The sequence below is a fragment of the Streptococcus sp. FDAARGOS_192 genome (assembly GCF_002073815.2).
Lineage (GTDB): Bacteria > Bacillota > Bacilli > Lactobacillales > Streptococcaceae > Streptococcus > Streptococcus salivarius_H.
Map to the genome: position 1 here is coordinate 2,038,547 of NZ_CP020431.2, position 25,786 is coordinate 2,064,332.

22 protein-coding genes and 1 other RNA gene are annotated in these 25,786 nt (G+C 40.2%); 21 read left to right on the forward strand and 2 right to left on the reverse strand.

The window, feature by feature from the left end:
- Nucleotides 1-55: 55 nt before the first annotated feature.
- The 11 genes from A6J31_RS10530 (at nucleotide 56) to pepC (ending at nucleotide 10,006) form a co-directional block, all read left to right on the forward strand.
- Nucleotides 56-922 (forward strand): ATP-binding cassette domain-containing protein, encoded by an 867-nt coding sequence (locus A6J31_RS10530; protein ID WP_080611157.1) that lies wholly within the window; start codon nucleotides 56-58, stop codon nucleotides 920-922.
- Complete coding sequence (locus A6J31_RS10535; RefSeq protein ID WP_080611161.1) at nucleotides 922-1,764, forward strand: ABC transporter permease; 843 nt, start codon at nucleotides 922-924, stop codon at nucleotides 1,762-1,764. Before A6J31_RS10530 ends, A6J31_RS10535 begins: the two co-directional genes overlap by 1 nt.
- An 18-nt stretch (nucleotides 1,765-1,782) precedes the next feature.
- Nucleotides 1,783-2,238 (forward strand): LytTR family DNA-binding domain-containing protein, encoded by a 456-nt coding sequence (locus A6J31_RS10540; protein ID WP_080611162.1) that lies wholly within the window; start codon nucleotides 1,783-1,785, stop codon nucleotides 2,236-2,238.
- Nucleotides 2,239-2,247: 9 nt separating this feature from the next.
- A complete protein-coding gene (locus tag A6J31_RS10545; protein WP_049545114.1) occupies nucleotides 2,248-2,679 on the forward strand; it encodes a DUF3021 family protein in 432 nt (143 codons plus the stop codon).
- Between the two features lie 81 nt (nucleotides 2,680-2,760).
- On the forward strand, nucleotides 2,761-3,471 hold the full coding sequence (locus A6J31_RS10550) for a MerR family transcriptional regulator (RefSeq protein WP_080611164.1): 711 nt from the start codon (nucleotides 2,761-2,763) through the stop codon (nucleotides 3,469-3,471).
- Between the two features lie 211 nt (nucleotides 3,472-3,682).
- On the forward strand, nucleotides 3,683-4,366 hold the full coding sequence (locus A6J31_RS10555) for an ABC transporter ATP-binding protein (protein ID WP_014633851.1): 684 nt from the start codon (nucleotides 3,683-3,685) through the stop codon (nucleotides 4,364-4,366).
- A complete protein-coding gene (locus tag A6J31_RS10560) occupies nucleotides 4,335-5,636 on the forward strand; it encodes an ABC transporter permease (protein ID WP_080611165.1) in 1,302 nt (433 codons plus the stop codon). The genes A6J31_RS10555 and A6J31_RS10560 overlap by 32 nt, the downstream gene beginning before the upstream one ends.
- 184 nt (nucleotides 5,637-5,820) lie before the next feature.
- Entirely contained in the window at nucleotides 5,821-7,275 is a 1,455-nt protein-coding gene (locus A6J31_RS10565) for a nicotinate phosphoribosyltransferase (protein ID WP_037597395.1), read from the forward strand.
- A gap of 11 nt (nucleotides 7,276-7,286) precedes the next feature.
- Nucleotides 7,287-8,108, forward strand: coding sequence for an ammonia-dependent NAD(+) synthetase (gene nadE, locus A6J31_RS10570; protein WP_002889841.1), 822 nt, complete (start codon nucleotides 7,287-7,289; stop codon nucleotides 8,106-8,108).
- A gap of 15 nt (nucleotides 8,109-8,123) precedes the next feature.
- Nucleotides 8,124-8,567: a DUF805 domain-containing protein gene (locus A6J31_RS10575; protein WP_002889843.1), complete on the forward strand. Its 444-nt coding sequence runs from the start codon at nucleotides 8,124-8,126 to the stop codon at nucleotides 8,565-8,567.
- A gap of 101 nt (nucleotides 8,568-8,668) precedes the next feature.
- Entirely contained in the window at nucleotides 8,669-10,006 is a 1,338-nt protein-coding gene (gene pepC / locus A6J31_RS10580; RefSeq protein ID WP_002889851.1) for an aminopeptidase C, read from the forward strand.
- Nucleotides 10,007-10,112: 106 nt separating this feature from the next.
- Here pepC and pbp1a read toward each other — a convergent pair whose 3' ends face one another.
- Nucleotides 10,113-12,404, reverse strand: coding sequence for a penicillin-binding protein PBP1A (gene pbp1a, locus A6J31_RS10585; protein ID WP_080611167.1), 2,292 nt, complete (start codon nucleotides 12,402-12,404; stop codon nucleotides 10,113-10,115).
- Nucleotides 12,404-13,000 (reverse strand): Holliday junction resolvase RecU, encoded by a 597-nt coding sequence (gene recU / locus A6J31_RS10590; RefSeq protein WP_002886506.1) that lies wholly within the window; start codon nucleotides 12,998-13,000, stop codon nucleotides 12,404-12,406. The genes pbp1a and recU overlap by 1 nt, the downstream gene beginning before the upstream one ends.
- 76 nt (nucleotides 13,001-13,076) lie before the next feature.
- Here recU and A6J31_RS10595 point away from each other — a divergent pair, with 76 nt between their 5' ends.
- The 10 genes from A6J31_RS10595 to mltG all read left to right on the forward strand — a co-directional run bounded on the left by A6J31_RS10595 (nucleotide 13,077) and on the right by mltG (nucleotide 25,782).
- On the forward strand, nucleotides 13,077-13,592 hold the full coding sequence (locus A6J31_RS10595; protein WP_080611169.1) for a DUF1273 domain-containing protein: 516 nt from the start codon (nucleotides 13,077-13,079) through the stop codon (nucleotides 13,590-13,592).
- Nucleotides 13,593-13,700: 108 nt separating this feature from the next.
- The gene (gene gpsB / locus A6J31_RS10600; protein ID WP_080611170.1) at nucleotides 13,701-14,033 is read left to right on the forward strand and encodes a cell division regulator GpsB; all 333 of its coding nucleotides are present in this window, start codon (nucleotides 13,701-13,703) and stop codon (nucleotides 14,031-14,033) included.
- A gap of 14 nt (nucleotides 14,034-14,047) precedes the next feature.
- An RNA gene (gene rnpB, locus A6J31_RS10605) (RNase P RNA component class B) lies at nucleotides 14,048-14,415 on the forward strand.
- A gap of 142 nt (nucleotides 14,416-14,557) precedes the next feature.
- Nucleotides 14,558-15,724 (forward strand): THUMP domain-containing class I SAM-dependent RNA methyltransferase, encoded by a 1,167-nt coding sequence (locus tag A6J31_RS10610; RefSeq protein ID WP_064525716.1) that lies wholly within the window; start codon nucleotides 14,558-14,560, stop codon nucleotides 15,722-15,724.
- A gap of 2 nt (nucleotides 15,725-15,726) precedes the next feature.
- Nucleotides 15,727-17,727, forward strand: a complete 2,001-nt coding sequence (locus A6J31_RS10615) for a cell division site-positioning protein MapZ family protein (protein ID WP_080611172.1) — start codon at nucleotides 15,727-15,729, stop codon at nucleotides 17,725-17,727.
- Between the two features lie 105 nt (nucleotides 17,728-17,832).
- The gene (locus tag A6J31_RS10620) at nucleotides 17,833-20,928 is read left to right on the forward strand and encodes a DEAD/DEAH box helicase (protein ID WP_080611174.1); all 3,096 of its coding nucleotides are present in this window, start codon (nucleotides 17,833-17,835) and stop codon (nucleotides 20,926-20,928) included.
- Nucleotides 20,929-21,083: 155 nt separating this feature from the next.
- Nucleotides 21,084-21,800 (forward strand): hypothetical protein, encoded by a 717-nt coding sequence (locus tag A6J31_RS10625; protein ID WP_002886515.1) that lies wholly within the window; start codon nucleotides 21,084-21,086, stop codon nucleotides 21,798-21,800.
- 26 nt (nucleotides 21,801-21,826) lie between these two features.
- Nucleotides 21,827-23,155, forward strand: a complete 1,329-nt coding sequence (gene murC / locus A6J31_RS10630) for a UDP-N-acetylmuramate--L-alanine ligase (RefSeq protein ID WP_064525544.1) — start codon at nucleotides 21,827-21,829, stop codon at nucleotides 23,153-23,155.
- A 59-nt stretch (nucleotides 23,156-23,214) separates the two neighbouring features.
- Entirely contained in the window at nucleotides 23,215-23,709 is a 495-nt protein-coding gene (locus tag A6J31_RS10635) for a GNAT family N-acetyltransferase (RefSeq protein ID WP_048673905.1), read from the forward strand.
- Between the two features lie 96 nt (nucleotides 23,710-23,805).
- On the forward strand, nucleotides 23,806-25,782 hold the full coding sequence (mltG, locus tag A6J31_RS10640; RefSeq protein WP_070655643.1) for an endolytic transglycosylase MltG: 1,977 nt from the start codon (nucleotides 23,806-23,808) through the stop codon (nucleotides 25,780-25,782).
- Nucleotides 25,783-25,786: the final 4 nt, after the last annotated feature.

A 25,786-nucleotide genomic window follows, 5' to 3' on the forward strand; every position in this document is an offset into this window, starting at 1 on the left:
GCCGTTTAAAAAACGGCTTTTTTGCTAGACTGGTTCTATCAAAAGGAGAGAGAACATGATATTACAAGCTAAAAACATAAGCAAACGGTATGGGAACCACCTTGTTGTTGATAATATTCAATTACAATTTAAAAGAGGGACTTTCAATGCGATTCTAGGACCAAATGGGGCGGGGAAATCAACGACAATTTCCATGTTGATTGGTTTGAAACAACCAACGCAAGGTGAAATCATCTATGAACCAGGGACTAAAATTGGTGTGGTCTTCCAAACCAGTGTTTTAGATGAGATGCTGACGGTTAGGGAAAATCTGACTATTCGTGCGAAACAGTATAAAGGCTTAAAACCCGATCGTGTGTCTGATCTCATTGGTCGGCTAGGGCTATCAGCTTTTCAAAAGCAGAAATATGGGACGCTTTCAGGTGGCCAAAAGCGTCGGGTTGACATTGCACGTGCCCTGCTCTCACAACCAGATATTCTGTTCTTAGATGAACCAACGACAGGTTTAGATATCCAAACTCGGAAGTCTATTTGGGATTTGCTCTATCAATTGCAGAGAGAAGAGGGAATGACCGTTGTACTGACCACGCATTATCTTGACGAAGCAGATGAAGCTGATCAGATTTATATTGTGGACCATGGGAAAGTGATTGCTCAGGGATCGGCATTAGATATTAAGAGCCAGTATGCAAAAAACATCTTGAAGATTCGTTTCAAGGAGATAGAGCAGATAGAAAGTCTTAAAACTTCGGGAATGTCAGTAGAGCAACAAAGTCAAATGGAGTATGTTTTTCAACCCGAGAGTGAAAGGGAAGCTATTGATTACCTGGCACAAGTTAGAGATAGAATAGCCCATTTTGAGTTTCGTCCAGGGACCATGGATGACGCCTTTATTGCACTTACAGGAAGGGAGGTTCGCTAATGCTAGCTTTACTAAAGCGAAATTTTTTATTGTACTTCAGGAATCGTTCAGGAGTTTTCTTCTCCTTGTTGGGAGCCTTGATTTCCTTTATTCTCTATATTATTTTTCTTCAAAAAAATCTAACAGATGCTTGGAATCAGCTACCCAATAGTGGTCCTTTGTTAAATAATTGGTTAATGAGTGGGGCGCTGGCTGTGACAGGGACAACGACGAGTCTGGCTGCCCTGACTCAGTTGGTAAAGGACCGTGAACATCAAGTAGATCAGGATCTTTATTTATCGAATCATGGGAAATGGCGGTTACCATTTTCGTATCTAGCGAGTGCAATCATCATTTCTTTTGCCATGCAAGTCCTAATGTATGTACTGATGTGTGGCTATTTTAGAGAAGTTCCAACCCTTTCTCTATTACCTGAGGTGCTCCTCATCATGCTGCTTAGTAGCCTGCTTTCTAGTTTAGTGAATGCCATTTTTGTTTATTTTTTCCAATCTGTAGACAGTTTGGGGAAGTTTGCGACCATAGTGGGGACAGCTTCTGGTTTTTTGGTAGGAACTTATGTACCTTTGGGCGTTTTACCTGATTTTGCACAACTACTAATGAAATGTACTCCAGCAACTTATATTGCATCACTTTATCGGCAAGTACTCATGAAAGAAACATTAAGTGAGACCTTTAAAGGTCAAGATAACCTTCTTCAAGAGTTTCAAGAAAAAATGGGCGTTCAGCTCAAGTGGCAAGGTTTATTGACAAAGGAAAATACTTACCTTATAGTGTTAGGAGGTATTCTTCTAGCAAGTATTCTTTGGATTATTTTAGTGAAAAGAACTAGTCAGAAAAAATAAGTGAGAGTTGGAATAGGAATGAAACTTCGTTTTGAAGAAAAATCAGATATTTCGGCAAAGGATCCCTGTGTGGTCATCCAAGCAGAGCGATTGTCTAATCAAGCACGAGAGGTAATGGATTATCTCGAACAATTTTCAGTTGTAAATCAAGTGGTGATTCCTATTAAAACGGATGATCATTTGGTTATGGTAAAAATTGATGACATTATCCTAGCTGAGATTGATAAGAATGTGTTGACGATTTATACCGTAAACAATACCTATACGATGAGAGAGACACTGACAAACTTTCAGCATCGCATCAATCGTCGAAGTTTTTTACAGATATCACGTCATGCTGTTATGAATATAGATCATTTGGAATCACTATCGGATAGTTTTTCTGGCAATATGATGGCTAAAATGACAGGTGGAGTGAAGTCCAGTGTCAGCCGAAAATATGTCAAATCTTTGATGGATTATTTAGGGGTGTAGGAGGAACCAATGAAACGTTTAATTGCTTATTTTGTATCCGGCGTGAGAACGGGATCGTTCTTTTACCTTGCACTCCTTTTACTTGGTCAATTATTTCCGCAGCTTATCTATCCCAAAGTTAATGTAGGAAATATTTTAGCCCTCTTTATGATGAGCGGTTTAATGGGAATGCTCTCGTGGATTTTGGAAGAGCTTGACCGCATGTCGTACAGATTTAGAGTAATCTTGCATTTCTTGTTGACGGCGATTGTACTTACAGTGACTTGTCTGATATCAGGCTGGTATGAGGCTTTAACGAACCCTGCTATCTGGATTGTTTTCATTTTTGTTTATATTATTATCTGGCTTTATCTCATTTGGCAAATGCATATGAGAACACAGCGTATTAATCAAGCTTTACTGCATCGTCGAAGCCAGAAAAAGAAAAGTAATAAATTATAGTAAACTTCAAAAAAATACTCTTTTTCCTCTTGACCCTCACGCCACGTCATAGCTTATACTCTTAATCAGAGAGGAGTTCTAATGAAATCTGTAAAAGAAGTGAGCCAACTATCAGGTGTCAGTGTGCGCACCCTTCATTATTATGACGAAATTGATTTGCTGAAACCGTCAGTTGTGGCTGAAAATGGTTACCGTTACTATAATCGCGATGCGGTTGTCCGTTTGCAGGAAATATTGCTTTACCGTGAGTTAGACTTTCCTCTCAAAAAAATTAAGGAAATCGTAGGTCAACCAGGTTATGACAAAGTTCAAGCGCTTAGGGATCAGATTAAGCTCTTAGAGCTGAAAAAGTCCCGGTTGGAAGCCGTCATAGCTCATGCCAAGGCCTTACAAATGGAGGAAGAAGAAATGTCATTTGAAGCATTTGATCAAAAAGCTGTAAAAGCCTTTCAGGAAGAAGCTCAGGCTAGATGGGGTCAGACAGAAGCTTATCAAGCTTTTGCGGCTAAGGAAGAGGAGTCCTTCCCTGAAGTTACAAAGGAGATGACTGCAATCATGTCTACCTTTGGACAGTTCAAGGAGTATAATCCTGGTGATGATAGTGTTCAGGAGCAAGTAAAGGCGTTACAAGATTATATTAGTCAGCATTTTTATCCATGTGACCAAACGGTATTAGCTGGTCTAGGTCAGATGTATCAAACAGATAATCGCTTTTCTAGTTTTATCGATAAAGTCGGAGGATCGGGTACTGCCGCCTTTCTCGCAGAAGCTATTCGTATTTATTGTCAATAAACTAAGGCCAAAGTCTATAAGACTTTGGCTTTTTTCATGCCATAGTGACATTTATGTCACTATTTTTATAATCATTCAATGTTTATAATTAATGTATCGTTTTAGAAGGCGATTAGTTAAGTGTTTCTGCTATTTTGCTTGAAATTTTCTTGCAGATAATCAGATAGAAATTGATCAAATTCTAACCTAAATCAAATTTACGGAGGGAATCATGTCCATTTTAACCATCGACCACATCTCAAAGTACTATAATCTCGACGGTACGAACCAAGAGCGCGCTTTGAACGATGTTACACTTGAGATTGCACCAGGAAAAATCACTGCTATCTACGGTCCATCTGGCTGTGGTAAGACCAGCCTGCTTAGTATTATTAGTGGCTTGGATAGTCAGTATCAAGGAAATCTTTATTTCAAAAATCAAAACATGCGTGATTTTTCAGAGCGTGACCTGACCTACTTTAGAAAGGCCCATATCGGCTTTGTCTTTCAAAATTTCAATCTTATCCCTCATCAATCAGTCCTTGAAAATGTCAAGATGCCTCTTTACGTTAAAAATATGACTGATAAAGAGATGGCAGAGATTGCGGAAAGGGAGCTTAGCCGTCTTGGAATCGGGGACTTTATCAAGAAAAATGTTAAGCAGCTTTCTGGTGGGCAAAAACAACGTGTGGCCATTGCCCGTGCCCTGGTCAACAATCCAGAAATGATTGTGGCTGATGAACCGACAGGTTCTCTTGATTCTCAGTCTCAGGAAAATGTTCTCGAAATTTTTAAAGAGCTAGCCGAGGCAGGTAAAACTGTGATTATCGTAACCCATAACCCTGAAGTGGCGGATTATGCGGATGTTGTCATTAAAATGAAGGATGGTGAAGTCGTTGAAACAATCGAAAAATAAGGGGTTGACCCTCAAGAATAAACTCAAATTGTCATTGAACAACTTTATGGAACGTAAGTGGCGTAATCTTTTGATTGCGATGGCAACTTCCATTGGTTTTATCGGTGTCTTGATTTCCTTTGGTTTGGGAAATGCTATTGTTGGTATGATTAATGACAGTACCGATGGTGGCAACATTCCATCCCAAATTCAGATTAGTCTTAGTGCTAAATCAGCAGCCAGAGGGGTTCTAAATGCGGATGACGAGAAGTTTATTCGTAGCCAGATTAAGAGTGATGACATTAAGTATTTGGAGAGTCCCTTTGGAATGAACATGGCAAGTCTTACCCTTGATGGCAAGACCATGGATTTCAGTAAGGACCTTCCTAACTATTCTCAGGTTATCAGTCTTTACAAGAACACAAAAATCTCTACATCTCGCAATGATAAGGATAAAATTTCAGCTGGGAAATCTTTTAAATCTGAAGATGAAAAGGGCTTAACTCTTCCGATGAGTTTTGTCAAACGCTATAACCAAGAAACAGGGAAGAAGCTCAAGGCTAAAGACTTTATCGGTAAAGAAATTTCAGCTCAGATTGTTGAAAATACTGCTGAGGGAACTAAAGTAGCGGATATCAAGACTAAGATTGTCCGTATTGTTGATGATAGCGAGGATGCTGAAGAGAGCAATAGCTATATGCCAGCCAAACAATTGGAAGAATTGCTCAAAGAAAATGGCTTTACCAAAACAGTCTCTTACATGCTTTTGGAGCTCAAGGATCCAGCCAAGACTAAGGAAGTCACTAAAAAATTGCAGAAAAACAAGAAGTATCTGGTTCTTTCACAGCAGGCTATTCTAGATGTCATTATTAAATTCATCCGTGTGATTCAGGCCCTCTTGATTATCCTTTCGTCACAAGCTATCCTAGTTTCAGCTGTCATGATTGGAATTATCATCTATATTAACATCATGCAACGCTCAAAAGAGATTGGTGTTATGAAGGCCGTCGGTTACCTTAATCGTGACGTGAAAGCTATCTTTGTTTATGAGGCCCTCTGGATTACGGGTATCTCACTAGCTCTAGCTCTCCTTGTATCGCAGGGTATTGGAAGCTTGGCCAACATGATTGTTTCACATCTCTACCCAAGTGTCAGCAAGGTGTTTGATCTAAATCTGACCTCAATTCTCATCATGTTTGGCTTCTCACTCTTGATGGGCTATGTGTCAGCCTACCTTCCAGCCCGTAAAATCAGTAAAATGGATCCTGTCGAGTCCCTAAGATATGAATAGAAATGAAGAGTAGTCTCCCTAGGCTACTCTTTTTTTGTCAAAACAAGCATTAGAAAATTCAGAAAATCCAAACAATAATTAACTTTCTGAAAAGTGGAGACAATTGCTCAAAAATGCTATAATAGTCAGCATATACAGGCTATTAATAATAAAAAAGAAGTACCTATTCGATTGGAGGAGTTCCATGTATAAAGATGATAGTTTAACCTTGCACACTGACTTGTATCAAATTAATATGATGCAGGTCTACTTCAACCAAGGTATTCACAATAAAAAGGCCGTTTTCGAAGTTTATTTCCGTCAACTTCCGTTTAAAAATGGCTTTGCTGTGTTCGCAGGTCTGGAGCGTATTGTCAACTATCTTGAAAATCTGACTTTCTCAGAAACTGATATTGCTTATCTGAAAGATTTAGGTTATCCTGAGGATTTTCTGGATTATCTAGCCAACCTAAAACTCGAGTTGACTATCAATTCAGCACTTGAGGGTGATTTGGTATTTGCTAATGAACCGATTTTCCAAGTGGAAGGTCCCTTGGCTCAGTGTCAGCTTGTAGAGACTGCCTTGCTAAATATCCTCAATTATCAGATTCTTATTGCTACCAAGGCAGCTCGTATTCGTTCTGTCATTGAGGATGCTCCTCTGTTGGAATTTGGGACACGTCGTGCACAAGAGATGGATGCAGCAATCTGGGGAACACGTGCAGCCGTGATTGGTGGTGCTGACGCAACGTCAAATGTACGTGCCGGTAAGATTTTTGGCATCCCAGTTTCTGGTACACATGCCCATGCTCTTGTTCAAGCTTATGGTAACGATTATGATGCCTTTAAAGCCTATGCATCTACTCATAAGGACTGTGTATTCCTTGTAGATACCTATGACACCCTTAAGATTGGTGTACCTAATGCTATCCGTGTCGCTAAAGAGCTAGGTGATAAGATTAATTTCTTGGGTGTTCGTCTTGATTCAGGTGACTTGGCTTATCTATCGAAGCAGGTCCGTAAGCAACTGGATGCAGCTGGTTTCCCTGATGCCAAGATTTACGCTTCAAACGACCTTGATGAAAATACTATCCTTAACTTGAAGATGCAGAAGGCTAAGATTGATGTTTGGGGAGTAGGTACTAAGCTTATCACTGCCTATGACCAACCAGCCTTGGGTGCTGTCTACAAGATTGTTTCAATCGAGGATGATCAGGGAGTCATGCATGATACTATCAAATTGTCCAATAATGCTGAGAAGGTTTCGACACCAGGTAAGAAGCAAGTTTGGCGTATTACGAGTCGTGCTAAGGGCAAATCAGAAGGTGACTATATCACTTTCGCAGATACGGATGTTAATGCTTTAGATGAAATTAATATGTTCCACCCAACATATACCTACATCAATAAGACTGTTCGTGATTTTGATGCAGTGCCACTCTTGGTCCCAATCTACGACAAGGGGCAACTGATCTATGACTTACCAAGTCTTGATGAAATCAAGGCTTATGCGACTAAGGAATTGGACGAACTTTGGAATGAGTACAAGCGCGTGCTTAACCCTCAAGATTATCCAGTTGACTTGGCTAAAGATGTCTGGGATAACAAGATGACCTTGATTGATAATGTCCGTAAGAAAGCCCATGACTTGTCAGAGTAAAAGGAGAAATTATGACTTTGCAAGAAACTATTATTGCTCAACTAGGCGTTAAACCTAGCATTGATCCAAAGGAAGAAATTCGAAAATCCGTTGATTTTTTGAAGGCCTACATGCTCAAACATCCATTCCTTAAAACATATGTTTTGGGAATCTCAGGAGGTCAAGATTCTACATTGGCTGGCCGTCTGGCACAACTTGCGATTGAAGAGCTCCGTGCAGAGACAGGAAAAGACTATCAGTTTATCGCTATTCGTTTACCATATGGAGTTCAAGCAGATGAAGATGATGCCCAACGTGCTCTTGCTTTTATCAAGCCAGATGTGAGTCTTACGGTTAATATCAAAGAGGCTGTTGATGGTCAGGTTGCTGAACTTGCCAAGGCAGGTGTTACCGTTTCTGACTTCAACAAGGGAAATATCAAGGCCCGCCAACGTATGATAACCCAATATGCGGTTGCTGGTGAAAATAGTGGGGCAGTTATCGGGACAGACCACGCCGCTGAAAACCTTACAGGCTTCTTCACAAAATTTGGTGATGGTGGTGCAGATATCTTGCCACTCTTTCGTCTAAACAAACGTCAAGGTGCAGCCCTTCTTGCAGAACTTGGTGCGGACAAGGCCCTTTATGAAAAAGTACCAACAGCTGACTTGGAAGAGGACAAACCAGGAATCGCTGATGAAGTGGCACTTGGAGTGACCTATCGTGAAATTGATGACTACCTTGAAGGTAAGGAAGTCTCAGCCAAAGCTCAGGAAACGATTGAGTCTTGGTGGCGTAAAGGTCAACACAAACGTCACTTGCCAATCACTATTTTTGATGATTTTTGGAAATAAGAGGAGAAATGAGTTATGATCAAAGCTTATATTGATTTTTGGAAGCGTGCTTTTGACTTTAGCGGCCGTTCGACTCGTCCAGACTACTGGTGGGCTTACTTGGTTAATGTCATTATTATTACTATTCTTACTGTTTTTTGTGTTCTTATTCCTTTCTTCAGTAATGTTGATTTTAGTGACCCAGCTCTGTTGAATAATTCGACTGAACTGCAAAAAATAATTATTACCTATGCTTGGCCACTAATGCTTTTTAGCTTAATTGAACTTATCCCTCAATTGTCTCTACAAATTCGTCGTTTGAGAGATGCAGGATTTCATCCGGCTTGGGTACTTCTAAGTTATATAGGGCTTGTACCAATCTTGGCTATCTTCTCATTGATTGGAAGCATTGTCCTCCTTATCATGTCTTGTCAACCAACGAAACCAGCACCTGAAACGCAGTTTGATAAAGTGGAATAAGATTGTCATAACCCTAGGTTTAACCTAGGGTTATTTTTAAATTGAATTTTCAGAAATTAGTGATAAAATAGAGAGGAATAAGGCTTAAAAGGAGGAATCTTATGACTTCACTATCAACAGATTTCACAGATAAACTATTTGCAGACTATGAGGCCAATGCCAAGTACAGTGCTATTGAGAATGCTGTAACTCATAATGGCTTGCTCAAATCCATCGAAACACGTCGATCAGAAGTTGAAAATGACCATGTTTTCTCAATCGATTTGACTAAAGATGAGGTGTCTAACCAAAAAGCTTCAGGACGTTGCTGGATGTTTGCGGCACTAAATACTTTCCGCCATAAATTAATCTCAGACTTCAAATTGGAAAGTTTCGAGCTTTCTCAAGCCCACACCTTCTTCTGGGACAAGTATGAAAAATCAAACTGGTTCTTGGAACAAATTATTGCTACAGCAGATCAAGAGATTGGCAGTCGTAAGGTTAAATTCCTTTTGGATACCCCTCAACAAGATGGTGGACAATGGGATATGGTCGTATCACTTTTTGAAAAATATGGTGTTGTACCAAAATCAGTTTATCCAGAATCTGTAGCTTCAAGCAATAGTCGTGAGCTTAATCAATACCTCAATAAGCTTCTTCGTCAAGATGCTCAAATCTTGCGTGATTTGATTGCTGGTGGTGCTGATCAAGCTACTGTTCAAGCTAAGAAGGAAGAACTTCTTCAAGAAATCTTCAATTATCTTGCCATGACCCTTGGTTTACCACCACGTCAGTTTGATTTTGCCTACCGAGATAAAGATGACAACTATCAATCTGAGAAAAATATCACACCACAAGCTTTCTTTGAAAAATATGTGGGGCTTAAACTCAGTGATTATGTGTCAGTTATCAACGCTCCAACAGCTGATAAACCTTACGGGAAATCTTATACTGTTGAGATGTTGGGTAATGTTGTAGGTGCGCCAAGTGTGCGTTATATTAACCTCCCAATGGATCGTTTCAAAGAGCTTGCCATTGCACAGATGAAGGCTGGAGAGACTGTTTGGTTTGGTTCAGATGTTGGTCAAGTTTCAGACCGCCAAAAAGGTATTCTTGCAACTAATGTTTATGACTTTACAGCTAGCATGGATATTAACTTGACTCAAGACAAGGCAGGACGTTTGGACTACAGTGAATCTCTCATGACTCACGCCATGGTATTGACTGGGGTTGACTTGGATGCTGATGGCAAACCTGTTAAATGGAAGGTTGAAAATTCTTGGGGAGACAAGGTCGGACAAAAAGGTTACTTTGTCGCTTCTGATGCCTGGATGGATGAATATACTTATCAAATCGTTGTCCGTAAAGACTTCCTTACAGCTGAAGAATTAGCAGCCTATGAAGCAGAGCCACAAGTACTTGCTCCTTGGGATCCAATGGGAGCCCTTGCTTCAAAATAAGACAATATATGAAACCACTGGAAAATGATGCCAGTGGTTTTTCATAGCTTCTTTAAAATTTATCGGTAAAAAAAGAGTTATCCATTCGGATAACCCTTTTTATTTCTTATTCTTCTGCTGTAGCAGTGTTTGAATTTGAATGTTCAGAGCCATTAGAGGCTGATGTCGATGGATTTGTTGAAGCATCAGGACCGTACTGTTGACTATCTTGTGAACTTGATGAGTCACTGCTTTGGCTTGAGTCTAAACTTGATGATGAGCTAGATGTTCCAAGTGATCCTGTGTAAACATTTGATGTTGAAGAACCAGTAAGGAAGACATAGCTACCATTATTATAAACACCGCTAGGCATATCGAAATCTTCAGAACCCGCACCATACATCTGGTTAAGGTAGCTACTTGTTACACCATAGATTTGTTTAGCGATATCAAGGTCTGAACCATAAAGTGGTGTTTTACGGTTTTTGTAACCTGTCCAAATCGCCATTGCATACTTAGTATTGTAACCAACGAAAGTTTCATCCGGAACCATAAGGTCAGCATAGACACCACTTTCTTTTTGTACTTTATAGTACTCATCGTCACCGTAGTTAGATGTACCAGTCTTACCAGCATTGATTGTACCAGGAACATAAGCTTCAGTTGCTGTACCACCTGTCAATACTTGTTTCAACATACTAGACATCATGTAGGCTGTTTGCGGTGACATGGCTTCGACACCTTTAGAATCAAATGATTTAGTTGAACCATCTTCAAATTTGATTGATTTAATGTAAGAAGGTTTATAGTAAGTACCACCATTTGCAAAGGCTGCATAAGCTGCGGCCATTTTCTCACTTGATGCACCATACTTAGAATCTGATGATGATGTTGAAGATGAGATGGCATTTGAGTAGTACATTTCTGGATACTCGATACCCAAATCCTTCAAGAAGGATTGAGCATATTCCAAACCGGCAGCTTGGAGAGCTTTAACGGCTGTAACGTTACGTGATTGTTGAAGTGCATAAGTCAATGAAATGCTTCCGTAATACTTACGGTCCCAGTTGTAAACTGGTGTTGAAGAACCTGGGAAATTGTAAGGATTATCGTAAACAGTCGTACCAGTGTTTGTATAAACACCTTTTTCAATAGCAGGAGCATAGTCAGTGATTGGTTTCATTGTAGAACCCCAGTCACGGTCTGTTTGAACAGCTTGGTTGGTACCAAGTGCAATGTTTTCGTCTTGGTGACGTGAACCCAATTGGGCAACGACACGACCATTAGTAACATCAATAATAGTAGAAGCAACTTGGAGACTATCGTTTGGATAGTATACGTAGTCGTTAGTATTATAGACGTTCCAGATATATTTTTGAATATCTGGATTAAGGTTAGTGTAGACGTCGAGACCTGCTGAGTAAATATCAGCGTTGGCATCGGTAGATACCTGTTCAATAACTTGTTTGATGTAGTTATCTAAGTATGGCTCATAGCTAGCTTTCTTCGTAAGTGGAAGAAGGCCATCTGATACATCAGTTGCTTTAGCTTGCTCGTACTCTTCTTTAGAAATATTCTTGTCTTCATACATTTCGTCAAGAACAGTGTTACGACGTTCTTTGGCAGCATCTGGATTAGCATAAGGGTCATATTGTGTAGGTGCTTGTGGAATACCAGCAAGAAGAGCTGCTTGGGCAACAGAGAGGTCGCTCAAGTCCTTACCAAAGTAAGATTTAGCTGCAGTCTTCATACCGTAGTAACCATTACCCATATAAACCTTATTAATATAGAAGGTCAAGATTTCTTGTTTTGTGAATTGACGCTCCATTTGGAGTGACAACCAGATTTCTTGTGACTTACGTTTAAGGGTTTGGTCAGAAGTGTTAGTTGAGAAGTAAGCCAACTTAATCAACTGTTGGTCGAGCGTAGACCCCCCTTGGGTGCTGCTACGACGAAGGTTGTTAATAGCTGCCCCCATGATACGGTAGACGTCAATTCCACGGTGAGTGAAGAAACGTTTATCCTCGATAGAGGTGATGGCATTAACTAGAGTTGTTGGAATTTCATCTGTTGATGCACTCTCACGTTTCTCAGCTCCCAAGTCGGCAACAAGACTACCATTAGCGTCGTAAATCTTACTTGAGTTTGTTGATTGCAGTTTGTTCTCGGTAAGTTTAGGAACACTGCTAACATAGTAGGCAAAGAGGCTACCACCAGCGATGACACAGACTACAAAGAAAGTAAGAAGTCCAATAAATCCGTATTTTGCAATACGCCAGCCCAAACTTTGGTCTGAAGCAGCAGAGCGTTTTCCTTTGCCATAGCGAGAAGAATCTGAACGCTTGACCTTGATGTTTTTAGCACGTTTAGTCAAACCGTTAAGTGATTCTTTAAAGTTGCTGAAATTAAATTTAGCCATTATGTGTTACCACCTAATAATTTTTCAATGATTTCTAAGTAAGGAACTTGAGGATAAGCTGCTTCTGCAATTGCATAGCCTCTTTTTTTGATATAATCAAGAGGCATTGATTTCGTCCCTTTATCAATCTGATAAAAAGCGATTAAGTCTTTGGCAGGCAGAAGGTAGGTTTCCTTAAGCGTCGAGAAGTGAAGTAGCACGAAGCAGATCCCATCTTGACTGATGACCTGAGACATGTGCTCAATTTGATGCGCATGAAAGTTTTTCATAGGCATGGATGTCTTTTGTCGTGTCTCTTTGGCTTCAAAATCAATGTAGTATCCTTTGTAAACGCCGGAGTAGTCGGTAGTAGAAGCTTGTCTAAAGTAAGCTTCTACAATCTTTGCCCGTGAGCGTTTGGGATAATCGACTTTGACAATTTGAACAGGGGTAGGTTTTTTATGAATAACGGCTAAACCACGCGACAAATAGTAATCATTAGTCGCATTAATAGCAGATTCAAAGCTCATCCCCCGATTGGCAAAGTCAACTCTATTTGATTTTTTAGGACGTACTTGTGCTATCTTACGAGATATCTGATGGGGATAGTTTACCATTTCTTTCCCTTCTTCTTTATAAGATATGCATAAAGACTATTTTATTATACCATAAAATGAACGAGGAAAACAATAAATGACATCACTACTGGTAACTGGTTATAAGAGCTTTGAACTTGGTATTTTTAAAGACAAGGACCCTAAAGTAACCATTATTAAGAAAGCAATTAAACGTGATTTTAAGCGTTTCTTGGATGATGGTGTGAATTGGATGATTTTTACCGGCAACCTCGGTTTTGAATTTTGGGCACTAGAGGTGGCCAAAGAACTTCAGCAAGACTATCCTTTAAAGTTAGCGACACTCTTCCCTTTTGAAACGCACGGTCAGAATTGGAATGAAGCGAATCAGACAAAACTGGCAGCCTTTAAGCAGGTTGATTTTGTCAAGTATAGCTTTCCCGCTTACCAATCTCCAGCCCAGTTTAAACAATTTAATCAGTTTCTCATTGACAATACAGATCAGGCTTATTTATTTTATGAACCTGAAAATGAAACAAATCTGAAATATTTTTACGGTATGATGATAGAAGCAAGGGATTATCCCGTATCTCGACTGACTTTTGATGACCTCAATGAGGTCATGTCGGAATAGGATATAATTGAGTTTTAAACTTGCATTTTTATCTTTTTTTCTGTATCATAAAAACATTAGACAGTAAAGTATTAGTAAGTTAGATAAGACAAGTATTGGAGAATAAAAATGGCTAAGATTAATTTAACGCCCAAGAAAATCTACGAACAAGAATTTAAAACAAGCATGCGTGGATACGATAAAAAAGAAGTTGATGAGTTTTTAGATGATGTAATCAAAGATTACGGTGTCTATATTGCTCTAGTTAAGGAATTGCAAGAAGAAAATGCAAAACTTAAGGCTAAAACTTCATCAGCTCCTGCAAGTCGCCCAGCATACGCAAGTGTGACAAGTGAGCCATCACGTGCGAATGCCAATGTTGCTTCGGCTTCAAACTATGATATCTTAAAACGTATCAGTCGTTTGGAAAAAGAGGTCTTTGGAAAACAAATCGTCGAATAAAACTGGTTTGTGCAATTTTTGGATAATCGCATGGTTGCTAGTCTTCCATGAGGAAAGTCCATGCTAGCACTGGCTGTGATGCCAGTAGTGTTTGTGCTAGGTGAATTAATAAGCCTAGGGACTTGATTTTCAAGTTACGGCGAGTGAACTGGCTAAGTCTTCGGATAGGTTTTAGTAGCTCTGAAAGTGCCACAGTGACGGAGTTTTTAGGGAAACCTAAAAAGTGGAACGCGGTAAACCCCTCAAGCTAGCAACCCAAACTTTGGTAGGGGCATGGGATGGCTGGAAACGAACGGACCATCCTGACTGCTTTGCAGTAGACAGATGATTATCGAAGGAAGTGGTACCTAGTCACTTCTGGAACAAAACATGGCTTATAGAAAATTGCATATAGGTGAGGCTGGGACACATGTCTCAGCCTTCTTTTAGCAAGAATTCTCTCTTTTATAATTAAAGAAAAGAGTGGGAAATAAGCTATCGGTTAAGAAAGTTTGTACGCGTAACAATGAGATAAAAGGATGACAATGAAAGAAACATTTACATTAGTAGCAACTGCAGCAGCAGGTCTTGAGGCTGTGGTTGGACGTGAATTGCGTGAGTTAGGTTATGACACGCAGGTTGAAAATGGTAAGGTGCGTTTCCAAGGTGGTGTTCGTGCAATTGCTGAAACCAACCTTTGGTTGAGAGCAGCAGATCGTATCAAGATTGTAGTGGGTGAATTTCCAGCACGTACCTTTGAGGAACTCTTTCAGGGAGTTTTTGCTTTAGACTGGGAAAATTATCTTCCGCTAGGTGCAAAGTTCCCAATTTCTAAGGCTAAATGTGTTAAATCAAAGCTTCATAATGAGCCATCTGTTCAGGCGATTTCAAAAAAAGCTGTCGTTAAGAAATTGCAGAAGTATTTCCACCGTCCAGAAGGAGTGCCTCTCCAAGAAACAGGAGCGGAATTTAAGATTGAAGTCTCTATTCTGAAGGATAAGGCTACGGTTTTGATTGATACCACAGGTGCTAGTCTCTTTAAGCGTGGCTACCGTACTGATAAAGGTGGAGCACCGATTAAAGAAAATATGGCGGCTGCTATCCTTGAACTTAGTAATTGGTATCCGGATAAACCATTGATTGACCCGACTTGTGGTTCAGGGACCTTCTGTATTGAGGCTGCAATGATTGGCATGAACATTGCACCAGGATTTAATCGTGATTTTGCCTTTGAAGCATGGAATTGGGTGGATAAGGATTTAGTACAGTCGGTACGTGATGAAGCAGATAGCAAGGCAAACTACGATATTGAATTAGATATTATGGGTTGTGATATTGATGGCCGTATGGTTGAAATTGCAAAAGCCAATGCTCGTGAGGCAGGTCTTGAAGATGTTATTAAATTGAAACAAATGCGTTTACAGGACCTGAAAACAGATAAAATCAATGGTGTCATTATTTCAAACCCTCCTTATGGTGAGCGTTTGTTGGATGACAAGGCTGTGGATATCTTGTATAATGAAATGGGTCAAACTTTTGCGCCACTTAAAACTTGGAGCAAGTTTATCTTGACCAGCGATGAACAATTTGAAAGCAAATACGGTATGAAAGCCGATAAAAAACGTAAGCTTTATAACGGAACCCTCCGTGTTGATTTATATCAATATTTTGGAGAGCGTGTTCGCCGTTCTGAGGCTAGAAAGGTAAATTAAACGTGTCAGAAGATAAAACACAAAATGGCTATGAAGGTAGCCAAGAGCTAGATTTCCAAGATGCCAAGGAAATGACGGTCGGTGAGGCTGTCCGAAAAGAAGCCGAGATTAATGCTGGTGTAACAGAAACAGATAGCATTTTGGATAAGTATATCAAGCAACACCGTGAAGAAGTTGCCTCACAAAAATTTTCAAAGAAAATTGAAGCTGATGGCGATACATCACCTTTGGATGCTTTTATTCAAAAGCAACGTCAGGAGTTTGCGGATTCAGGTTTGATTGGTCAATCAATGGCTAATGAGTCAATCAACTCAACAACAGCTACTGAAGAAGTAACACCGGTCACATTTGGTTTTGGTGCTACAGATAACCAGGCTGATGAAACTCAATCTCATATTGACAAGCAGTTGCCAAATGCCCCTGTTGAACCTGAGGTTATTGCAGAACCAGAAAGTCAAAGTTCTGAAGTTATCATTACGTCAACAAATGCTGATCGTTTCATCACGTCAGAAACAGAAAAATTTGACCTTGGTGATGCACTCGCTGATTCATCTACTTCAACTAATCAGCCAGCCTATAACGATGCATTGGTAGATAATATTGATGATAACAATCCTTTGATTGCTAACATTGATGATCCAGAACCACAAAATCCTGCTGTTGCCAATATTGACGGTACTGAGCCACAAGCTTCAAAACCTTTGTTGGATGATGCTGCTATTTCAGACACTATTGATTTGGCAGCTATTGCATCAACAGTGGCAGGGGTAACTGGAGCAAAAGCTGATGAAGAAAAGACAACACCAAAAGTGTCTATGGCAGTTAATCGCCCATCTGCAGAAGACAGAATCTCTTCAGAGTTTATTTCACCATCGCATAAGAGTGCCTTTGATGGTGACATTCCAGTTTACCGTCGTAAAGGTGTTGTTATCGGTGCTCTAGCAGTTCTTGCTTTAGCTATTATCGGTGGTAGCTATGCTCTTTATAAAGGAACACATAGCCAATCGGCGAAAACAACAAGCACAGCTTCTTCAGCAGTGACATCATCATCAAGCAAGGATACGTCAGCTGCTGATAATAAGGCCTTTGAAGAAATGTATAAGAATTTCTTCACAGATGACGAGCAAACAAAACTCGCTAATGATCAATTTGGTAAGTTATCAGATTTGGAAAAACTGCTCAAGAAATTGGAGAAAACCAAGTATTATGATGCAGCTAAGAAAAAATATGATAACTTGAAGAAACAAATTGAAGCTGTACAAAAGATTAACAGTCAGTTTGAGTCAGATGCTCTTGTAGATGGTAGCTATAATGCCTCTATTGCTGTTAAATCAGATGCTAACTTTAATAATCTTCCAGAAAGTGTAACAACAACTGGAAATGCGAGTCTCGACAGCACTGTCCAAGAAGCTATTAAGGGTGGTAAGACTCAGCTTGAAGAAAAAGCTAAGGCTGCGAGCGCAACATCTGCAGCGACAGCTGCTGCCAGCGCCAATACTGCTAGTCCTGCTACACCTTCAGGTGATAACACATCTGGAGCAGCTTCTAATGGTGATGGTGCGGCCGCAGCCAATACTTCTGGAGCGCAAAATGGAGCAGCTAACTCAGCAGGTTCAGCAGGTTCAACTGGTGCGACTGGAGGAACTACTGGTGGCTCAGCTGCAGCTTCAACAGTTGTAACACGCGGAATCACAAATTATAACCCATCAATCCTTCAACGTGATCGCTCACGTGTGCCTTATAATGCAAACGTAGTAGCAGATACAAGTAACCCAGCTTGGACATGGGCTGATGGTGTTCTTGAAAAGATTATCGAAACATCACACTCACGTGGTTACTTCTCAGGAGATAACTTCATCCTTGAGCCAGTCAACATCATCAATGGTAATGGTTACTACAACTTGTACCTTCCAGATGGAACCTACCTCTTCAGTATTAACTGTAAGACAGGTTACTATGTTGGTAATGGTTCAGGTCACTCAGATAAACTTGATTACGAATAATAATCTGCGACACTCCTTCGGGAGTGTTTTTTGTTTTATCTTGGTGAAGGCCTAGTTTATAAGGATTTTGTGCTATAATAGAGGGATAAGATAGGGGTGAATACTATGGCAAAATTGATGCCGGGCAGAGTCCGTAATGAGGGTATTGAACTTTTTGAAAAGGATCTCATTACCATTCATCAGGTCTCAGAAACTCAGTTGGATACAACAGTTGACCAACATCATTTAATTTATGCACTCAATGATTCTGAAATCACGTGTGACTGTGATTATTTCGCTCAAAAAGGCTATTGTCCCCATTTGGCAGCTATTGAGTATTATCTAAAAAACGATAAAGAAGGCCAGCGTCTATTGGCAGAATTGGAAGAGGAACAAGAGTCCTCTCAGGGACAAGAGCGAGGACACTCTTTTGGTGGTTTATTTTTAGAAGGCCTTTCCCTAAATGAGGATGATACTGTTAGATATAGCTTGATGGTAGAGGGAGAGGAATCTACCTTTGGTTCAGAGATTTGGTGGAGTATACGTTTACGTCGCTTACCAGATGAACGTTCTTATGTTATTCGAGATATTCCTGCCTTTCTCAAACTTGTAGAGGCTGAGGGTTATTATCAGATAGGTAAGAACTATTATGAACCCCTATCGCTTATTCAATTTGACCAGACTTCACAGGCATTTTTAGACTTCTTAGGACGGATGATTCCAGATGAAGCCAAGACTAATTTAGACTTTATTTTACCGAATAATGCACGTCATCTTTGTCTCCCCTACGGTTTTTTTGAGGAAGGTTTGAGACGGATGCAAGATTTGGATGGCTTTAGGTTTGAATGGGAAGGAACCGAATATCACCGACTTTTGGTTGAGGATTTGACTGCTGATGCCCATCTCTTCTCGTTTGATATTTCTGTCGAGCCTAAGATGATTGAATTGACTGTTGCTGAGAAGAATAGTCAGGCCTTTTTTAATAATCGTATTCTCTTTTATCAAGGTGTTTTTTATCGTTTGAATCGAAAACAACAAAAACTTTTGGTTGGTTTACGCTCTCTTCCAATCGGAAGCGATTTGAATAAGCATGTCAGCTTTAATCTCGATGAACAAGTCATCTTGGCTGCTAGTCTTTTTGATTTTAGGACTATGGGACCAGTTAAAGCTCCTAAAGCCTTTAATATCAAGGATTTTACACCGAGATTTCACTTTGACCTGAAAAGTGACAGTGAGGTTATACTTACATTAGCCTTTGATTTTGATGGTTTCCTAGTCCATAATCGACAAGAGTTGAGTCATTTAGGATTTACGAGTAACTATCGTCATGAGCAGGCTGTTTTCCGTTTGATGGCTAAGCATGGATTCACCCCTGATTTTCAGTCATCTAAACGATTAGATAGCAGTCAAGAGCTCTATGATTTCTTTACGAATACTCTAGCAGAATTTGAAAATACAGGGACGGTTCTGATTGGGCAGGAGTTGCGTGACTTACGGGTTGAACAGAGTCCACAGGTTCAGGTAGAGCGTCAGGGGAATTTATTAGATATTTCCTTTGATTTTTCAAGTCTTGACGATGAAGATGTGGATCATGCTTTAGTAGCTTTGATGGAAAGTTCGCCCTATTTTATCAATCGTAGTGGTCAGTTGATTGTTTTTGACGAGGCGACGCATCGTATTAGTGAGAGTCTCAAAACTCTAAGAGCTCGATATTCAGGGCAAGGTCACCTAGAACTAAATCAATTGACTGCCTATCAATTAATGGATGTTCTTTCAGAAAGTGATTCTGTTCGTTTTTCAAAAGATTTCCAACTCTTAACGCAACATTTGAGTAAACCAGAGACCTTTGATTTGCCAACTTATAAGGTAGAAGCTGACCTTCGTCCCTACCAGGAAAAGGGTGTTCAGTGGCTATCTATGCTGCATCACTATGGTTTTGGCGGTATCTTGGCCGATGATATGGGGTTGGGGAAAACCTTGCAGACCATTGCCTATCTCTCTGCACATTTAGAAGAAGAGCAACGAGTCTTGGTTTTGTCACCATCAAGCCTGATTTACAATTGGCAGGATGAGTTTAAAAAGTTCTCTCCTAAGTTAGATGTAGCGGTTTCTTATGGACTCAAGCCAAGACGTGATGACATCATTGCTGAAGACCACCAGATTATTATTACAAGCTATGCTTCCTTCCGTCAGGATTTTGATGCCTACAAGGCTGGTAAATATGACTATCTCATTCTCGATGAGGCTCAGGTCATGAAGAATACACAGACAAAGATTGCCCAATATCTACGTGATTTTTCTGTTCCACATTGCTTAGCACTATCTGGAACGCCTATTGAAAATCATTTGTTGGAGATTTGGTCTATTTTCCAGATTATTCTACCAGGACTTTTGCCAACTAAGAAAACCTTTCTTAAGTTAACACCAAAGGAAGTGGCTAGGTATATTTCTCCCTTTATTCTAAGACGTAGGAAAGAAGAGGTCCTTCCTGATTTACCAGATTTGATTGAAATCACTCACCAAAGTGAATTGTCAGATGCTCAAAAAGCTATCTATTTAGCGCAATTGCAACAGATGCAGCAAGGTTTAATTTCTGCAAGTGATCAGGAAATCAACCGTCGTAAGGTGGAAATTTTGTCAGGAATTACCCGCTTACGACAAATCTGTGATACCCCAGCTCTTTTTATGGACTATGCTGGAGATAGCGGAAAATTAGATAGCCTAAGAGAATTGCTTAGTCAAATTAAGGAATCAGACCACCGTGTTCTTATCTTTTCACAATTTCGTGGGATGTTAGATATTACAGAGGAGCTCTTACAAGAACTAGGTATTTCCTCTTATAAGCTAACAGGGTCAACGCCATCTGATAGTCGTCAAGAGATGACTAGAGCCTTCAATCAAGGAAGTCGAGATGCCTTTTTGATTTCTCTAAAAGCAGGAGGAGTGGGACTGAATCTAACTGGTGCTGATACGGTTATTCTGATTGACCTTTGGTGGAATCCAGCGGTAGAAATGCAGGCTATTAGTCGTGCGCATCGTATAGGTCAGGAACAAAATGTCGAAGTTTACCGTTTGATTACAAGAGGAACTATTGAAGAGAAAATTCTTGAGCTTCAAGAAGGCAAGAAGAACCTGGTGACAACTGTCTTGGATGGCAATGAAAGCCGTGCCAGCATGACTGTTGAGGATATTAAAGAGATTCTTGGTATTGCAATATCTTAATTTGTTATATTTGATATTTGAATACTAAGATGTGAAAATGCTACTAGGCAAATCTTTTGAATTAGGCTATAATAGAATACTGCAAGACGTATCTTCCCATTCCCGATTGTTTATATTAAGATACGCATCATCTCGAAAACGAAAGGAAGTCTTTTATGCATCGCCAAAGACGACAATTTCCGCTGATTCCAGACGGGGAATCTTGCTTGCAAGAACCGGTCTCTATGCGCCTATATGAAAATGAAGATTTAATCACAAATATCCGTGGCCCTTACCAAGATAAGGACTACAATGATTTGTTGCCGAACTATGATTTCTTGTCAGCTAAGCCTAGCAATCGTAAGCAGGCTTCAAAACGAGTGGAGACTCAAGAAGCTGGCATGACTTATGCAGAGGAAGCCCGTGAAAAGGCTAAGCGTGATGTCCGTGAGAAACGCCAAAAATTCCTCCGCCAAGAAGTTCAACAAACCAAACATACTAATAGCCGTCAACTAACTGCTAAGCCTAAGGTAGAAGCTAAGCCAAGCTTTGAGGCTACTGTTGAGCCAGCTGCTGTAACAACGGATAAAGGGCCAGTGACAGCATCTATCTTGGGAGCTCCTGTAAGTGCTATCAAGCGAACTTTAGCACCTAACGGGAAACACTCAAAAATCCATCACTTGGCAAATCGTCTGCAACAGGATTCTTACATCTTGGCAGAAGTGGCGCCAACCTATCAACAGCCTAGTAACCCATCTCGTAAGAACGTCAAGAAAAATAGCTATGACTTCTTGAAACGTAGCCAGGTTTATAATTACCCAGAACGTCAAACTTACCGTGAACACCGAGTTGCTCAAGAATTAAATTTGACGCATTTAGAAGACGCAAACTAATCGCAGTGCGATTGTAAGGAGAAACTATGTCAAAAACTTATCATTTTATTGGAATTAAAGGATCTGGTATGTCAGCTTTGGCTTTGATGCTCCACCAAATGGGACACAAGGTTCAAGGTTCAGATGTGGAAAAATATTACTTCACACAACGTGGTCTTGAGCAAGCAGGTATTCCTATCCTTCCTTTTGATGAAAAAAACATCACAGAAGATGTTGAATTGATTGCTGGGAATGCCTTTCGTGAAGACAACAACGTTGAAGTTGCTTATGCGATTAAAAATGGCTACAGCTTTAAGCGTTATCACGAGTTCTTGGGTCACTTCATGGATCAATTCACTAGCTTTGGTGTGGCAGGTGCACATGGTAAGACTTCTACAACAGGTCTCTTGTCACATGTTATGAAAAATATCACCGACACGTCATACCTTATCGGTGACGGAACTGGTCGAGGTTCTGCTAATGCACAATACTTTGTCTTTGAGTCTGATGAATATGAACGTCATTTCATGCCATACCACCCAGCATACTCAATCATCACTAACATTGACTTTGACCATCCTGATTACTTTACAAGTATCGATGATGTGTTCTCTGCCTTTGATGATTATGCTAAGCAAGTGCAAAAAGGACTCTTTGTTTACGGTGAGGATCCACACCTTCGTAAGATTACAGCCAATGCGCCAATCTATTACTACGGTTTCGAAGAAAATGATGACTTTATGGCAACAGACATTGTTCGTACAACGACAGGGTCTAATTTCAAGGTAAAACACGATGGACAAATTCTTGGAGAATTCCATGTGCCAGCCTATGGTCGTCACAATATCTTGAATGCAACTGCGGTTATTGGGAACCTCTATGTAGCTGGTTTCGACATGGACTTGGTTGCAGAACACCTTAAAACTTTCTCAGGTGTTAAACGTCGTTTCACAGAGAAAATTATCAGTGGTACTGTTGTCATCGATGACTTTGCTCACCATCCAACTGAAATTATTGCAACGCTTGATGCAGCACGCCAAAAGTACCCATCTAAAGAGATTGTTGCTATTTTCCAACCACATACCTTCACACGTACCATTGCCCTTCTTGATGAATTTGCTGAAGCTTTGAACGAAGCAGATGCTGTTTATTTGGCGCAAATTTATGGTTCAGCGCGTGAAGTTGACCATGGTGATGTTAAGGTTGAAGATCTTGCTGCTAAGATCAATAAACCGGTCAAAGTGGTTACAGTTGAAAATGTCTCACCTCTCCTTGACCATGACAATGCTGTTTATGTCTTTATGGGAGCTGGGGACATCCAACTTTACGAACGCTCGTTTGAAGAGCTCCTAGCAAGCTTGCAAACACACATGTAATATATTAAGGGCTGTAGCGATTTCGCTCAGCTCTTTCTCTTAATAGAAAGGAATTTAATATGCTTATTCGACATGCCCGAGAGGATGATTGGGCTGATGTTGTCCGTATCGAACAAGATAATTTTTCACCCGAAGAGGCTGCAACTCCAGAGGCTATTGCGGAGCGTTTAAAGACGATTTGTGATACCTTTCTAATTGCTGAAATTGATGGTGTTGTAGCTGGCTACATTGAAGGGCCTGTGATTGCGGAACGTTATCTTACAGATGACTTGTTCCATAAGGTGGTTCCTAATGCTAGTCAAGGAGGCTTTATTGCGGTTACTAGTTTGTCTATCTCCAAAGATTTTAAAGGGCAAGGTATTGGGACAGCTTTGATTGCTGCGCTTAAAGATCTGGCTATTGCTCAAAAACGCCAAGGTATTAGCTTGACTTGCCATGATTACCTGATTGCCTACTATGAGATGAATGGTTTCACTGATGAGGGAGAATCAGAATCAAATCATGGTGGAAGCTCTTGGTATAATATGGTCTGGGAGAACCCAGAAACCCATTGATTTCAGTGTTACGTTACTGTGACAAAGGACCAATTGATTTGCATTAACTGACTTTTTAAGATATAATGGCGTTTGTTACTATAGAGGAGGTATGCCTTGACGGACAAGTTTAATGAACACTCAGAATCTGCTGAAGATAGCCTAAGCTTCAAAAATCAGATTCTCCGAGACTTACAAGAAGCGACACGGCTCCGTTCTCTTCGTGAGGAGGAGCATAATAAAAGTGCAACTATGCCCGAGACACCACTTTCAACGTCAGCTGAGAGCGCTACAACTCGTAGTGATTCAGCGTCTAATAAAGTAAGTAACCAAGATTTTAGTTCACATTCTGTTTCTCACAGTGTCTTTGCTAAATCTATGACTTCTGAGACAGCCCGAGATTCTCAACAAGATAGTCTTGGCTTGTTTTCAGATTCTCAAGCGGAGTCTTTAGCATCTGATGCTCATTCAAACCTAGCGTCTATTCCTAAAGAGCCAATTGAGGAGGCGAAAAAGGTAAATATTCCTCAGGAGACTGAAACGTCGAAACGCCGTTTTAAACGTCCAGTTTGGGAGACTAGTCTTAACGAAGCATCTGAAGAGGAGTATATTCCTGCAGATGTGGCTAAGGAGCTCATTGAAGCTAAGTCTAACGAAGCTATTTATACAGACCCTAAAGAATTGGAGGCCAAATTGACCTCAGAACGTCAAAAAGAAGCATTCTTGCAGGAACATCATGCAACAAGTGACCAAGCTTCGCAAGAAAAGGTTCAATCAGAGCTAGTAGCTGATGGTAATGAGGATGATGAGAGTATTTCTCTAGAACCCTCTGGAAAACCTAAGAAAAAGAAAGGCAAGAAAGTGAAGAAGAAAAAGTCTTCGCCAAAAGATGTTAAACAGGCTGATATTGTCGACGAAGAGCCGATTTCACGTTCTAACCGAAATCACAAACGCAATAAAAATAACCGTCGTGCTGGTAAAATTGCAAGAAACATTATTATCTTCTTGCTACTTATCTTGTCAGTAGCTACATTCTTTGGTTATCGCTATGTTAGTGATGCTGTTGGCGCAAAAGATGTTAATTCAACTAAGTTTGTTAGTGTTGAAATTCCCGAAAATTCAGGTAGCAGTTATATCGGACAACTCTTGGAATCAGCTGGTGTTATTAAGTCTGGTAAGGTCTTTAATTACTATACCAAGTTTAAGAACATCTCAAATCTGAAAAGTGGTTATTACAACCTTCAGGCTAGCATGACCATGGATGAAATTATTGAGGCACTTCAGAAAAAAGGAAGTGATAAACCTCAGGAGCCATCTCTTGGTACGGTCTTGGTCAAAGAAGGATATACCATCGATCAAATTGCCAAGGCAGTTGAAGTTAATTCTTCAGCTAAAAAAGGCAAAAAATCATCAACTGGACTTAAGGCGAAAGATTTCTTGAAATTAATGAAGGATGATGCTTTCATTACTAAGATGAAAGCGAAGTACCCAACCTTGTTGGCAAACCTTCCGAATTCTACGGATGCTAAGTATGTCCTAGAGGGTTATCTGTTCCCAGCGACTTATAACATTCATGATGATACAACGGTGGAATCTTTGGCAGAGGAAATGTTGTCAACGATGGACACCTACCTATCACCTTACTATGCGACGATTTCATCTAGTGGACATAATGTTAATGAGATTTTGACCCTAGCTTCTCTCGTTGAAAAAGAAGGAGCTACAGATGACGACCGTAAAAATATTGCTAGCGTCTTCTATAATCGTCTAAACTCAGACATGGCTCTACAAAGTAATATCGCAGTTCTTTATGCTCTTGGAAAACTTGGTCAGGAAACGACCTTGAAAGAAGATGCAACTATTGACACAAACATTGACTCCCCTTATAATGATTATGTTCATAAGGGGTTGATGCCAGGTCCTGTGGATAGTCCTAGTCTGTCTGCGATTGAAGCGGTTATCAATCCATCATCTACCAAGTACATGTACTTTGTGGCAGATGTAACCACTGGTAATGTCTATTTTGCTGAAAGCTATGAAGAGCATCAGCATAACGTTGAAACTTACATTAACAGCAAACTAAAAGATAAATAGTCTG